Here is a 12,600-nt window from a genome sequence, read left to right on the forward strand (position 1 = left end):
GTCAGCGCTTCTCTGCCGTCCGCAGCACGTAGCCCACGCCGCGCTTGGTCTGGATGAGGGCTGCGGCATCGGGATCGATGTCCACCTTGCGGCGAAGGTAGGAAATGTAGGACTCGACGATCGAGGCATCTCCGTTGAAGTCGTATTCCCACACGTGGTCAAGGATCTGGGCCTTGGACAACACGCGGTTGGGGTTGAGCATCAGGTAGCGGAGCAGCTTGAATTCGGTGGGGGACAGCTCGATCACGGTGCCGCCGCGGCGCACTTCATGCGCGTCGTCGTCGAGTTCAAGATCATCAACGCGGATGACGGCGTCATCGTCCTCCAGCGGCTGCGTGCGGCGGAGTACGGCGCGGATCCGGGCCACAACCTCGTCAAGGCTGAACGGTTTGGTGACGTAGTCGTCGCCGCCTACCGTCAGGCCGGTGACCTTGTCTTCGGTGTCATCCTTCGCGGTCAGGAAAAGCACGGGGAAGTGCTTGCCGGCCGCGCGGAGGCGGCGGGTGACGGTGAAACCGTCCATGTCCGGAAGCATGACGTCCAGGACCGCCAGATCCGGGGCATGAAGGTCGGCGGCGGCGAGGGCTTCGCGACCGTTGGCCGCGGCTACCACCTCGAAGCCGGCGAAACGCAGAGACGTGGAAAGAAGCTCGCGAATGTTGGGCTCGTCGTCAACCACAAGGAGCTTGGCTTCAGGACCGTTCTTTTTCATGACACCCATAGTGCTCCCAGAAACTGGGAGTTCTCTGAATGCTGCATGTGAGCCCCCCAAGTGCCAACGGCGTGTCAGGTTGGTTATGCCTGCAGGACCAACCCGACTCCCAGCGCCACCATGGTCACGGCAATCCCGCCGTCCAGGAACCGCCAGGACAACGGACGGGCGAAGAAGCCGCGGAGGAACCTCGCACCGAATCCCAGGGAACAGAACCAGAGAATACTGCCCACCATGGCGCCGGCCCCGAACCACCACTGCAGGGGACTGCCTTGGGCGTTCGCCAGCGAGCCGATGAGGGCGATGTCCAGGTAGACGTGCGGATTGAGCCAGGTCAGTGCGAGGACGGTGGCTACCGCGGCCAGGGCACCGCCCTTGCGGCCGGTACCACCGTTACCACTGGTGCTTTCGCCCGTCGTCAACGACTGCGGCCGTATGGCGCGCCTGGCCGCCATCACGCCGTACGTCACCAAAAATGCGGCGCCTACATAGCGGAGGACGACGACGGCGGCAGGCGCTGCCGTTATCAGCGCACCTGTACCGAAAACTCCGGCCGCGATCAGGACGGCATCCGAAAGCGCACAGACAGCGACGATGGGGACGAGGTGTTCGCCTCTGATGCCTTGGCGCAGCACGAACGCATTCTGGGCGCCGATGGCAACAATGAGGGCAAGACCCGTGGCCAGGCCGAGGCCTGCGGAATGGAAGTAGTCAAGGGAAGTCACCCTCCCGAAGTTACGGCGGTCCCAAACCTAAGGCCAGCTAAAGTTTCTGAATCTGCGTAAGCTGAGCTTATGAGCCAGTTTCCATCCGAACAGTTGCTGACCTTTGCCACTGTCCTCTCCGAGGGCACGTTGGAAGCGGCGGCGCGCATGCTTCACATCACGCCGTCGGCGGTGTCCCAAAGGCTGAAAGCACTGGAACAATCCACGGGCCGGGTACTGCTGCAACGCAGCAACCCTGCCCTGGCAACTGAAGCCGGCGAGGTCGTCCTGCGGCTGGCGCGGCAGGTGGGACAGCTGGAAGCCGACGCGGGCAAGGAACTGGGTCTGGATGGTGGCCAGCCCCAACTGGCCCTGCCGATCGTGGTCAACGCGGATTCTTTGGCGGTATGGTTCCTGAAGGCGCTTGCCCAAGTGCCCGGCAGCCTCAACGTCACGTTCGATCTCCACCGTGACGACGAGCAGCACTCCACGTCGCTGCTCCGGTCAGGCACGGTCATGGCTGCTGTGACGGCCACGCCCGAGCCCGTCCAAGGCTGCCGCGTCGAAAGCCTCGGCATCATGCGGTACCTCCCCGTGGCCGCTCCGACGTTCGTGGAACGTTGGTTTCCGGGCCTTCCCATGGGCCTCGACGGCGCAGCACTCAATGCTGCGCCAACAGTGGACTTCGACCGCAAAGACACCTACCAATGGGCCTTCGTCCAGTCCGTGATCAACGCCGAGGGGCGGCCGGTTCCCGAGAGGAAAGGCCCGCGCCACTATGTGCCGGCATCCCAGGACTTTGGCGATGCGATCCGGCTGGGACTCGGCTGGGGTCTCATCCCGGAAGTCCAATGCGGTCCCGACATTGCGGACGGGCGGCTGATCGAGCTCGCTCCGGAGCAGCCATTCGATGTGCCGCTTTACTGGCAGCGGTGGCGCACGGCGTCCTCTGCACTGGACACGCTCAGCGAGACGGTCCGCCGGGTGTCGGCACAATACCTCCGCCAGTCCTGAAGACGCTAAATCCGAACACGCCCGCCGATGCTTCCAAAAATGTCGGTGCCCCGTTCCACACTTAAAACATGGCAAACACAGCAGCTCCAGTCAGCATCCATCACCTCACCGGTGAGGTCGAATTCCATGTCACCTACCTGGACACGGACGCCGGACGGGTCCGGCGTGAAGACTTCCAGGACCTCATGGAGGCAGAACGCTTCGCCAGTGCGCAGCTCCGCGACGCGGACTCCTGGGCCGTCATTGACCAAGTGGATACCACGCCCTCAAACCGGATGGTCGCCTGAACCCCTGGCAGGTCGCCTGAACGCCTTACTCGGGCCGGTTCCCGGCGTGGCCGCCGTGGACGAACGGTGATGACACGCCTTCGTATTTGAGCATCATCATCATGCCCTCGGCAGCATGATCCAGATTGTGGCAGTGATCCATCCAAATTCCCGGGTTGTCGGCATGCAGCAGTACTTCCCATACTTCGCCGGGCAGCACATCCACGGTGTCCAGGACCAGTGGTGAGCCGCTGGGTGCCACGCCGTTCCTGCTCAGGACCTGCACGTGATGACCGTGCGGATGCATCGGGTGGGGTTCGGCGGTCCTGTTCACCACCGTCACTTTCACGGTGTCACCCTCCGCCACCTCAATGGACGGCACCAGCGGGTACGCCGCCCCGTTCACAGTGAAGGCATACCGCGGGACACCATCCACAAAACGAAATTGCCGGTCCAGCACCACTACCTCTTCGCGGGTGACAGCAGAGGCAGGTGGACCGGACGCCTCTGTCGGAGTCCCGGCCAGCGTATTCCCGGCGGACAGTGGACTGCCATAATCCAAAAGGTCCAGCACAGGAGTGGTGGCAAAAACGCCTGACGGCGCCCGCCCTTGGGCCGTTGTGGGGAATCCGGGTGGGGCAATGACCACCACGGCGTCGGCTGCCGAATCCGAGCGCAGGGTGACGGGGGAGTCCGGCATGCTGAACGCAACATCCACCCGGCCGCCCGCTCCCAGCCGCACCAACTTTCCCTTGATGTCCCCGGGCTCATTGACGTCCGTACCGTCCACGGCCACGGCCTTGAAGGACGTGCCTTCCACAAGGTAGCGCTGGGGCAAGGAATCGGTGTTCACCAGCCGCACCCGCACACTGGTCCCCGGGGCGGCCCGGTATTCGCTGCTGCGGTCTGAGGAGCCCAGCAACCCCAGACCGCTGAGGTCGTGCCCCGCCACCACGATATCCGTGTCAGCACGGACCTTCGCGGGATGGTGCACGACGAATGCGCCGTAGAGGCCCTTGCGGACCCCCTCGGCCGAATCCTGATGTGTGTGATACCAGTATGTACCGGCCTGTGCTGCGGTGAAGCGGTAGGTGGTGGACTGGCCAGGCATCACTGCGTCCTGTGTTGCGCCAGCCACTCCGTCCATGGCATTGGGGACGTCGTAGCCGTGCCAATGGACAGTCACACCGGCGGCGACATCCCGGTTCTTGAGAACCACCTCCACTACCTCGCCCAGCGTGGCTTCTATCATCGGGCCAGGAACGCTCCCGAAGGTCCAGGCTTCCGTGGTTCGTCCGGATGGCAGGGTCAGCTGCTCCACCCGGGCTGTCAGTTCGTAGTGCCGGACCACCGCATCTTTGGGTGTCTCACCCACAAGGCTGGTCACCGGCGTCGGGTCCGCGACCGTGGCGGCGCTGTTACCGCGGTGATGGCTTACAGCGGCGGCTATCGCCGCGCCATCGGCGGAGCGGCTCCCGAGCCATGCAAAGACTCCCGACCCCAACACTGTGCAAAGCATAAGGGCGGCCACGGCGGCCGACGCCGTCGTCGAACGTCTGCCATGGGTTCGCGCGACGCCGGTGCCGGCCGGCTGTCCCAGGGTGATCCAGGCGATCAGCATTGTTCCGCCCACCATGAAGAGAAGTACTGCGATGCTCCACGGTGCGGGGAACGGTCCGAGGACCAGGACTAGAACCAGTGCGGCGGCAGCGGACGAGGCCGCCGCCACCATTGCCATCACCGCCCCTCGGCGGCTTCGCCCGAACCACCACCGGGCCCTGGCAGGTTTGGCGCCGGTGTTCCGCCTCCTCAGCAAGAACGGAACACCGGCCATCGCGGCCCAAGCCGCGGGGATGGCGGTCAGAGGCAGACTGATGATTATGCGTTCGCTGGCAAACCACCAACCGCCGGCCACCAAAGACGGAAGCAAGGCATAGCGTGACACCGTCACGATCACGGCAACACCCACCAACAGCAAAGCCAGGTCAATCCCGCGGCGCGGCCCCGGCTTGGGGTCAGTGCTTGAAACAACAGTCATCCACACGGCAGCCGTCCAGGCTGCGGCCGCGAGGATGGACAACACCAAATCCACCGCCAGCAGCTGCGAGGTATTCACAGCTGCCTTTGCTCAGGCTGCGCTGGAGGAGGCAGAAGCATCCGAAGCAGCAGCTTTCGGAGGCAACGGCTGCGGATTGAGGGCCGCTGCGCGTGCGCGGTTGAAGAGCCAGTAGGACATGAAGATCATCAGCACACCGGTGATCGGGTGGATGGAGACAACCCATGATCCGGCAGGGGTGATGAAGTCTTCCGAAGAACCGGTCAACATGCCGCCGATGATGAAAATGAACAGCTGGACCCAGGAAAGCAGGAAAATTCCGGCTGCCAGCCAGATTGTCCGGGCGCCCATCCGGGCGATGGCGGCCACAATGGCGGCGAGGAGCGCCGAGTAACGCAGCACATACTGGCCGTTCATCACGTGGAAGACACCAGCTTCGCGCTGGGCTTCAATGGTGTTCTGGAAGTGGAAGTATCCTGCGAAAAACAACTGCGCGAGTGCTGACAACAGGACGATTGCGGAAATGACCAGGAGGGCTTTACGCATGGGGAATCCTCTGGGGAAAACTTCTTTTCGGATTCTTCTAGGCCTTCGAACCGCCGGCTCCCTGGCTGCGGGCTACCCCCACCGCCGACGGCTGGCCGCCGGATTGCCTGGACCAGGGGCAACCACGTAGGGCGGAGAGCTTCACTAGGAATCGTAAATTCGCTGGAGGTGAATAGCAAGGGTCCTGAGGCACATTCCCGGAAGGGCCGCTACTGTTCCTGGCCCACGTCCTTGCCGACGTCCTTTGAATCCATGATCCGGTAGGCGTAGCCCTGTTCGGCCAGGAACCGTTGGCGTTTGGCGGCAAAGTCCTGGTCGAGCGTATCCCTGGCCACCAGTGAGTAGAACCGGGCAGCCCTGCCGTCCTGCTTCGGACGCAGGAGGCGCCCCAGCCGCTGCGCCTCTTCCTGCCGGGAACCGAAGGAACCTGACACCTGGATGGCCACGGACGCTTCGGGGAGATCAATGGAGAAGTTGGCTACCTTGGAGACCACCAGGGTTTGGATCTCGCCTTTGCGGAAAGCGTCAAAGAGTTTCTGGCGGGCCTTGACAGTGGTTTCGCCCTTGATCAGGGGCGCGTCCAGGCGCTCGGCAATTTCATCCAGCTGGTCGATGTACTGTCCGATCACCAGCAACTGCTCGCCCTTGTGGACGGCCACCAGGTCTTCCACCAGTTTGGTTTTGGTTTCGGAGGTAGCGCACAGGCGGTACTTGTCGGCATCATCGGCCATGGCGTAGGCCACGCGTTCGTCGCGGGGGAGGTCCACCCGCACTTCGACGCAGTCCGCAGGTGCGATGTAACCCTGTGCTTCGATGTCCTTCCATGGCGCGTCGTACCGCTTGGGACCAATGAGGCTGAAGACTTCGCCTTCCCGGCCGTCCTCACGGACCAGCGTGGCGGTGAGGCCCAGTCGACGGCGGGCCTGCAGATCCGCCGTCATGCGGAAGATCGGGGCAGGCAACAGGTGGACCTCGTCGTAGATGATGAGTCCCCAGTCGTGCCCATCCACGAGTTCCAGGTGCGGATACAGGCCCCCGCGCTTGGTTGTGAGGACCTGATAGGTGGCAATCGTGACGGGTCGGACTTCCTTGACGGAGCCGGAGTACTCACCGATTTCGTCTTCGGTGAGGGACGTCCGCTTGAGGAGTTCGTCCTTCCACTGCCGCGCCGAAACAGTGTTGGTCACCAGGATCAGGGTTGTTGTGGAGGACGTCGCCATGGCTGCCGCGCCCACCAGTGTCTTCCCGGCACCGCAGGGGAGCACGACGACGCCGCTGCCGCCGGCCCAGAAGTTCTCCGTGGCCAGCTTCTGGTACGGCCGCAGCTGCCAGCCGCTCTCGTCCAGCATGATGAGGTGTGGCTGCCCGTCAACGTATCCAGCGAGGTCTTCGGCGGGCCAGCCCAGTTTGAGGAGCAACTGTTTCAGCTGTCCCCGCTGCGAGGAATGCACCACCACGGTTTCACCGTCGATCCGCGGCCCCAGCAGGGGTGCGATCTTCTTGGCGCGGATGACTTCCTCGAGTACCGGATAGTCGTCGGTGCGCATCACCAGGCCGTGTTGGGGGTCCTTCTCCAACCGCAGGCGGCCGTAGCGGGACATGGTTTCTTCAATGTCGATCAGTAGTGCGTGCGGCACGGGGAAGCGCGAGTACTTCAGCAGGGTATCGAGTACCTGCTCGGCGTCCAGGCCCGCAGCGCGTGCATTCCACAGGCCCAGTGGCGTGAGCCGGTAGCTGTGCATGTGTTCCGGGGCGCGCTCCAGTTCGGCGAAGGCCGCAATGGCGTGCCGGGCTTCGGTGGCGAGCTCGTGGTCGACTTCGAGCAGTATGGTCTTGTCACTTTGCACGATCAGCGGACCGTCGTTCACAGTTGAATCCTCACGTTCACAGCTGAATCCTCACTTGGCACCGTCAAAGCGCCGTTTGGCTGGCAGCGCTGTTTTCATGAACGCATTTCTCCGGCGGGTTCCACATCGATGATCCGGTGGATGGACAACACCCGTTCGGTGTCCCTGGCAGGATCGAACACCCTGACCCGTCCGCCGGAGACGGATACAGGAACAACGGTTTCGGTGTTGGCATTCCCCAGGCTGTCCACCACGTTCATGGTGACCGCCTGTTTGAGCCGGATCGCGGTTTGGAGCGTCTCCAGGCCCAGCTGCGTGGATGCCTCGCCCGTCGCCTCGGCCGGGACGCCGCGGTGCTGACGAAGAACCGTCAGCTGCGCCTCGACGTCGTCGTCCGGGGGTGCGGTCCTGGGGGCGGTGTAGACAGGCCGCGCGCTGCCCGGCACCGCGGTGGTCCGCTTGAAACGCACGACGGCGGGTTCGGCCTCCTGCACGGCCGGCGAAAGTCCCAGCTCGCGCAGGACGCGGGCCGTTTCACGGGGGCTGGCCGAGGACGTGAGCACGGTGGGGGCGATGCGTACCAGGCTCAGCACGGAGGTCCTGGCTTCCTGCAGGAGATCGGAGATGGCGGTTTCGTCGTCGCTTTGGATGAAGCTGGCACTGGTTCCGATCCGGAGGCGGCCGTGGCGGGAGGCTGTGTCCTGGATGAGGTACGCCAATGGCTGGGGTACCTCGGTGGCCGAGTGCTCGCGAAGGAAAGCCAACAGCGACTCCGCGTCCTGTCCGGCGTCGAGGGCCCTGCGGATGGTGATGGCAGAGAAACGGTAGATCGACGCCGGCCCCTGGCCTTCGGCATCGGCCATCAGCAACAGCGTCTCGCTGAGCTCCGGAGCCAGGTAGCCCGGGGCGACGGCCGTCAGGTCGGCCTGCAGGAGGATGTGGTTGACGGCGGCCGGCAGATGCTCGCCAAGGATGGTGATGGCCTGCTCCGGCTGGGCATCGGCAATGGCTGAGCCCAGTTGCGTCAACGCCCCGGAACCCATCAAACCCAGCAGGGCGGCCTCTTCGAGGATGCCGCGGACCAGGGAGCTGAAACGGCGGGACATCCTCGGCTGAGCCCACTCGGCGCGTTGGAGTACGGCCCTGGCGTCCAGGACGGGTGCTTTGCCGTCGGGCGCGGCTGCCTCGACGGTCAGCTCGTTCAGGATTTCAAGGACACGACGCCGGACCACCGGGGCATCCGGCCGCTGGGCCTCCGCGGACAAGGCGTTGATGGTGGTGCCCGCTGCACCATGATGGGCCGTCGAGGACGAAGGGCCCGTCAACGGCTGCCCCACCAGCGAAGGGGCGCGCTCGCTGGCAAGCCAGGCATTGACCAGCCACAGCCATTGTTCCTGCCGGGGCAGACTGAGCCATTCCAGGGACGGCGGCTGGATCCACGTTGAACTGTCGACGTCCAGGCGCAGCAGGCCGGACAAGGCACACAGCTCCAGGAGAATCGCCGTTTCGTGCACACCCAGGCGGATCGACTCGGCAAGGCGACGCAGTTCCCGGACGCCCACGCCACCGCTCCGGAGCGTGGTGAGGGGCTGCTCCCGGACAGCGAACAGCAGCTCGTTGGCCAACCGCAGTGTTTCCGCGATGGCACCCATGGCCGCGTTGCGCCGCAGTGCCGCACTGGTGTGCCCCAACTCCGGAACCGGCGGGGAAAGAGTGAAGTCGTCAATGATGGCGCCGCCCCGGAGCGCAAGGCCCACGCTGTGGGGCAATTCGACGTGGCCGGCATCCAGGGGAACCAGCAGGCCGCGCGCCAGCAACCAGTCAATGGGCCCGACGTCGTGGCTTTCGTGCGTGACGGAAGCCCGCCGCTGTGCCTGGGGTACTGCGCCCATGGCCCAGCTGCCGAACTTGTTCAGCAGGCCAAGCGTCCGTTCGGGCGCTGACGAAAGGATGGCCCGCAGGTTCTCGGGAGTGGCCGTCCATCGCTGCAGGGCCAGGGCCGCATCCATGGGTGTGCTGGCCGGATGGATTCCCAGGCCGCTTTGGTGCAGCTCGGCGACCAACTGGACCACCCGCTGGGCGAAAGCGGGTTGCAACCGCACAAGTTCCGTGTAGCTCCTGCCCAGTCCAGCCGGGTAGATGCCGATCACGTCCTTGAGGCTGCCCACCGGAAGGTAGAAACGCTGGCGCGACGAGGTGGGCGGTGAGCCCTGGGGCGGATCAGCCCGGTGGATCAAGGCCAGCTCCTGCAGCTTTGCGAGGATCGGGTCCAAGGCCGAAAGAGTGGAACCGGCGATGACCTTCTTCAACCCTGCCGCCGAAACGCTGTGCCCGGTATCGGTGTTGGTACACAGATGGAGGGTTTCCAGGACCTGCATTTCCGGCTTGTTCAGGCGTTCAAGTGCCCGCTGCACACTGACGCGTGCGCTCGCCCTCGCAGCCAATGCCGCAAAGTCCGGCGCCATGGGGGAAATGAGATCAGGCCGCGCGGCAAACAAGGCCCGCAGCGAATTGTCGCTGCGCGCTTCCAGTTCCTTGCTGAGCGCGCGAATAAGGGACATCAATCCAACGTTACCGCCCCGCGGCAACTCGTGCCCGATCCTGGGCCGGCCGCCCTACTGCCGGCGGCGTTGCCGGACTGCGTCCAGCATCAGGACCATCGCGAGCGTGAAGGCCACAGGCAAACCATAAAGGGCAGTGGAGGTAACCCAAACGGGCGCCACGCCACCGTAATATGCCACTGCTATGACCACGGCAACAGCTGCCAGGGAAAAGGCGGCAATGGCGACGGCGGCAATCATAAGGGGGCGGCGGTAACCCGGGGAAGTCATGCCTTCAACGCTAGCAGCAGACAGTCCGGGGCCGCGCGCCGCAGGAAATGAAGCCGCAGCTTGCCCGTGCATGGCCGACAAAGCGGGATTAGGGGGTCCGGCAGGATAACCTTGAAGGAACAGACCAACACGGACCGGACTGTCACCCTCGATCCCGCAGCTATCTGCGGATGCGGTAACGGCCCGGCGTGTCTCCCACAGCAAGAACGAAGAAGGTTGATTACGTGCCTACCGGCAAGGTCAAGTGGTATGACAAGGAAAAGGGCTTCGGCTTCCTCGCAGCTGAAGACGGCCAGGAAGTCTTCCTGCCCAAGACGTCCCTGCCTGCGGGCGTAACGGAGCTCAAGGCCGGTACCCGCGTGGAGTTCGGCGTCGCCGACGGCCGCCGCGGTGCCCAGGCACTGGGACTTCGCGTCCTGGAGAAGACTCCGTCGATTGCCAAGGCCAAGCGCATGAATGCCAGGGACCTCGCTCCGATGGTGCAGGATCTGGTCACCGTCCTGGACAACCTCTCCGGTTCGTTGTCCTCCGGCAAGTACCCCGATGGCAACAAGGCCAAGGCCATCAGCATGGCGCTGCGCAAGGTTGCCGACGAGCTGGAAGCCTAGGACCGGCCATGACCTCGGAATCCGCACAGGAAACAACGCCCGCACAGGATGTCCTGGATAACGCCGGGGCAGGTCCTCGTGGTGCCCAGGCTCCTGGCAACGGGGAAGCTCCCGCGCGGAAGCCCACGGCCACCAAGCCGCGTGCCGGTTTGCCCGTGTGGCGCACTGGCAAGCCGGACGCCTTCCTTGCAGCCGCCGTCGATACTGCCCGTGAGGCTGTGGAGGGCATCGCCAAACCGGGCGAGGTGGGCGCGCACCTTGGCGCCAAATCCGAAGGTGACCGAGTGGTCACCCACCTGTTTGAGTCCAAGCTTGCCGGATACGGCGGCTGGCAGTGGTATGCCGTGGTGACCCGCAACTCGCGTTCCAAGATCGTCACTGTGAGTGAGCTCGGGCTGTTGCCTTCCGAGGATTCCATCCTGGCGCCGGAGTGGGTGCCTTGGGCCAAGCGTGTCCGGCCCGAGGACGAGACGCCCTTGGTGGAGGAGACAGAAAGTGACGTTTCCGAAGAGTCCGTGCAGGCTGCCGAAGACGAGGCAACCGGCCCGGCCGCCGAAGACGACGACGAACCGGACGAGTCCGGGGACGAAGACATCGCTGTGGACAGCGACGAAGCCGGGGCTGAATAAGCATTGCGGAAACACTGGGTGACTCAATGGATGGCGGACACTGATGTCCACGTTTAGGTCGCTCGGAATCCTCAACTACCGCATCTGGTTCTTCGGTGCGCTGATATCCAACATCGGGACCTGGATGCAGCGCACAGCCCAGGACTGGCTGGTGTTTGACCACCTGACAGCGCATGACGCCGGGGCGATGGGCATTACCTTGGCCCTGCAACTGGGGCCTCAACTGTTCCTTGCGCCCTGGGCGGGACTGCTGGCTGACCGCTACAGCCGGCGCAAGCTGCTGTTCATCACGCTCATAGCCATGGCCTTGCTCAGTACCGGCCTGGGCATCCTGGTATTGCTGGGCGTGGCTGAGCTGTGGCACGTGTACATTTTCGCGTTGCTCCTGGGAATCGTGACTGCCCTGGACGCGCCGGTGCGCCAGACATTCGTCTCCGAGCTGGTTACCGACGACTACCTGTCCAATGCGGTGGCCCTCAACAGCGCTTCCTTCAACGTGGCACGTATGATCGGACCCGCGGTCTCGGGCGTGCTGACGGTGGTGGTGGGCCCCGGCTGGGTTTTCCTTATCAACACCGTCTCGTTCGTGGCCATGCTTGTGGCATTGAAGCTGATTCCGGTGAAGTCGCTTCGTGCCCAACCCCGTGCCGCCGCCGGGAAGGGACGAATCCGGGAAGGGCTGCGCTACGTGCTGAGCCGGCCCGATATCCAGGTGGTCCTGGTGGCCATTTTCATCGTGGGCACTTTCGGACTTAACTTCCCGCTGTTCATCGCAGCCATGGTGGGTACGCAGTTCGGCATGGATGCAGGCGCATTCGGGCTGCTGAACTCCGTCATGGCCATCGGCTCAGTGACCGGGGCGCTTATGGCCGCGCGCCGTGGCCGGCCCCGCCTCAGGCTGATCTTCGCTGCAGCCGGTGGTTTCGGCGTGGCAAGTGCCCTCGCAGCCCTGGCTCCCAACGCCGTGATGTTCGGGCTCGCCCTGGTCCCATGTGGCCTGTTCGCCTTGACCCTGATTACCAGCGCCAACGGTTACGTACAGTCCACCACCGAGGCAGTCATGCGTGGCCGCGTGATGTCCCTCTATATGGCCATTTTCATGGGCGGGACACCCATCGGCGCTCCGCTGGTGGGCTGGGTGGCCAATGTGGGCGGCCCCCGCTGGGCTGTCGGCGTCGCGGCCGTAGCCGGCGTCAGCACCGCCGTCGTGGGTTTGGTGTGGATCATCAGGGCTAAGCAACTGCGCCTCCGCTTCGATCGCAGGGCCCGCGGCCTGCGGCATTTCCGGGTGGAGTCGCTGCTGTCCGGTCCGGTTACTGAGGACGGCGACGGCGGCCCTGGGCCGGTCCGCTAAGGCGCCTGGGGGATTTAAACGGGGGAGCCGCCC

At 64.4% G+C, this 12,600-nt stretch carries 12 protein-coding genes; 5 read left to right on the plus strand and 7 right to left on the minus strand.

What is annotated here, in order from left to right:
* Position 1: 1 nt before the first annotated feature.
* Both HMI60_RS08785 and HMI60_RS08790 read right to left on the minus strand, forming a co-directional pair.
* Positions 2-712, minus strand: a complete 711-nt coding sequence (locus HMI60_RS08785; RefSeq protein WP_026267426.1) for a response regulator transcription factor — start codon at positions 710-712, stop codon at positions 2-4.
* 83 nt (positions 713-795) lie between these two features.
* A complete protein-coding gene (locus HMI60_RS08790) occupies positions 796-1,437 on the minus strand; it encodes a LysE/ArgO family amino acid transporter (protein WP_193590976.1) in 642 nt (213 codons plus the stop codon).
* A 69-nt stretch (positions 1,438-1,506) separates the two neighbouring features.
* On the opposite strand from HMI60_RS08790, the gene HMI60_RS08795 reads away from it, so the two are divergent.
* Both HMI60_RS08795 and HMI60_RS08800 read left to right on the plus strand, forming a co-directional pair.
* The gene (locus HMI60_RS08795) at positions 1,507-2,430 is read left to right on the plus strand and encodes a LysR family transcriptional regulator ArgP (RefSeq protein ID WP_039240008.1); all 924 of its coding nucleotides are present in this window, start codon (positions 1,507-1,509) and stop codon (positions 2,428-2,430) included.
* Between the two features lie 68 nt (positions 2,431-2,498).
* Positions 2,499-2,717, plus strand: a complete 219-nt coding sequence (locus HMI60_RS08800) for a hypothetical protein (protein WP_193590977.1) — start codon at positions 2,499-2,501, stop codon at positions 2,715-2,717.
* Between the two features lie 25 nt (positions 2,718-2,742).
* On the opposite strand, the gene HMI60_RS08805 is transcribed toward HMI60_RS08800, so the two are convergent.
* The 5 genes from HMI60_RS08805 to HMI60_RS08825 all read right to left on the minus strand — a co-directional run bounded on the left by HMI60_RS08805 (position 2,743) and on the right by HMI60_RS08825 (position 9,976).
* Entirely contained in the window at positions 2,743-4,812 is a 2,070-nt protein-coding gene (locus HMI60_RS08805; RefSeq protein WP_193590978.1) for a multicopper oxidase family protein, read from the minus strand.
* A 12-nt stretch (positions 4,813-4,824) separates the two neighbouring features.
* Positions 4,825-5,298: a hypothetical protein gene (locus HMI60_RS08810; RefSeq protein WP_018779565.1), complete on the minus strand. Its 474-nt coding sequence runs from the start codon at positions 5,296-5,298 to the stop codon at positions 4,825-4,827.
* Between the two features lie 209 nt (positions 5,299-5,507).
* Positions 5,508-7,166: a DNA repair helicase XPB gene (locus HMI60_RS08815; protein ID WP_018779566.1), complete on the minus strand. Its 1,659-nt coding sequence runs from the start codon at positions 7,164-7,166 to the stop codon at positions 5,508-5,510.
* A 74-nt stretch (positions 7,167-7,240) separates the two neighbouring features.
* A complete protein-coding gene (locus HMI60_RS08820) occupies positions 7,241-9,706 on the minus strand; it encodes a helicase-associated domain-containing protein (RefSeq protein ID WP_193590979.1) in 2,466 nt (821 codons plus the stop codon).
* 54 nt (positions 9,707-9,760) lie between these two features.
* A complete protein-coding gene (locus HMI60_RS08825; RefSeq protein WP_055973402.1) occupies positions 9,761-9,976 on the minus strand; it encodes a hypothetical protein in 216 nt (71 codons plus the stop codon).
* Between the two features lie 224 nt (positions 9,977-10,200).
* Here HMI60_RS08825 and HMI60_RS08830 point away from each other — a divergent pair, with 224 nt between their 5' ends.
* From HMI60_RS08830 to HMI60_RS08840, 3 genes are read left to right on the plus strand one after another with little or no spacing between them, the layout of a single operon-like run.
* Positions 10,201-10,584, plus strand: a complete 384-nt coding sequence (locus HMI60_RS08830; RefSeq protein ID WP_011773749.1) for a cold-shock protein — start codon at positions 10,201-10,203, stop codon at positions 10,582-10,584.
* 8 nt (positions 10,585-10,592) lie between these two features.
* A complete protein-coding gene (locus tag HMI60_RS08835) occupies positions 10,593-11,213 on the plus strand; it encodes a DUF3027 domain-containing protein (RefSeq protein WP_039240013.1) in 621 nt (206 codons plus the stop codon).
* A gap of 43 nt (positions 11,214-11,256) precedes the next feature.
* Positions 11,257-12,567, plus strand: coding sequence for an MFS transporter (locus HMI60_RS08840; RefSeq protein ID WP_193590980.1), 1,311 nt, complete (start codon positions 11,257-11,259; stop codon positions 12,565-12,567).
* The last annotated feature ends 33 nt before the right edge of the window (positions 12,568-12,600 follow it).

Source organism: Paenarthrobacter sp. YJN-D (assembly GCF_015040335.1).
Classification (GTDB): Bacteria; Actinomycetota; Actinomycetes; order Actinomycetales; family Micrococcaceae; genus Arthrobacter; species Arthrobacter nicotinovorans.

What these genes read in the sequence shown, in the direction of transcription:
- HMI60_RS08835 (WP_039240013.1), top strand. Translation starts at nt 10,593, where the DNA reads ATGACCTCGGAATCCGCACAGGAAACAACGCCCGCACAGGATGTCCTG.
- HMI60_RS08840 (WP_193590980.1), top strand. Translation starts at nt 11,257, where the DNA reads ATGTCCACGTTTAGGTCGCTCGGAATCCTCAACTACCGCATCTGGTTC.
- HMI60_RS08825 (WP_055973402.1), bottom strand. Translation starts at nt 9,976, where the DNA reads ATGACTTCCCCGGGTTACCGCCGCCCCCTTATGATTGCCGCCGTCGCC.
- HMI60_RS08810 (WP_018779565.1), bottom strand. Translation starts at nt 5,298, where the DNA reads ATGCGTAAAGCCCTCCTGGTCATTTCCGCAATCGTCCTGTTGTCAGCA.
- HMI60_RS08785 (WP_026267426.1), bottom strand. Translation starts at nt 712, where the DNA reads ATGAAAAAGAACGGTCCTGAAGCCAAGCTCCTTGTGGTTGACGACGAG.
- HMI60_RS08795 (WP_039240008.1), top strand. Translation starts at nt 1,507, where the DNA reads ATGAGCCAGTTTCCATCCGAACAGTTGCTGACCTTTGCCACTGTCCTC.
- HMI60_RS08820 (WP_193590979.1), bottom strand. Translation starts at nt 9,706, where the DNA reads ATGTCCCTTATTCGCGCGCTCAGCAAGGAACTGGAAGCGCGCAGCGAC.
- HMI60_RS08800 (WP_193590977.1), top strand. Translation starts at nt 2,499, where the DNA reads ATGGCAAACACAGCAGCTCCAGTCAGCATCCATCACCTCACCGGTGAG.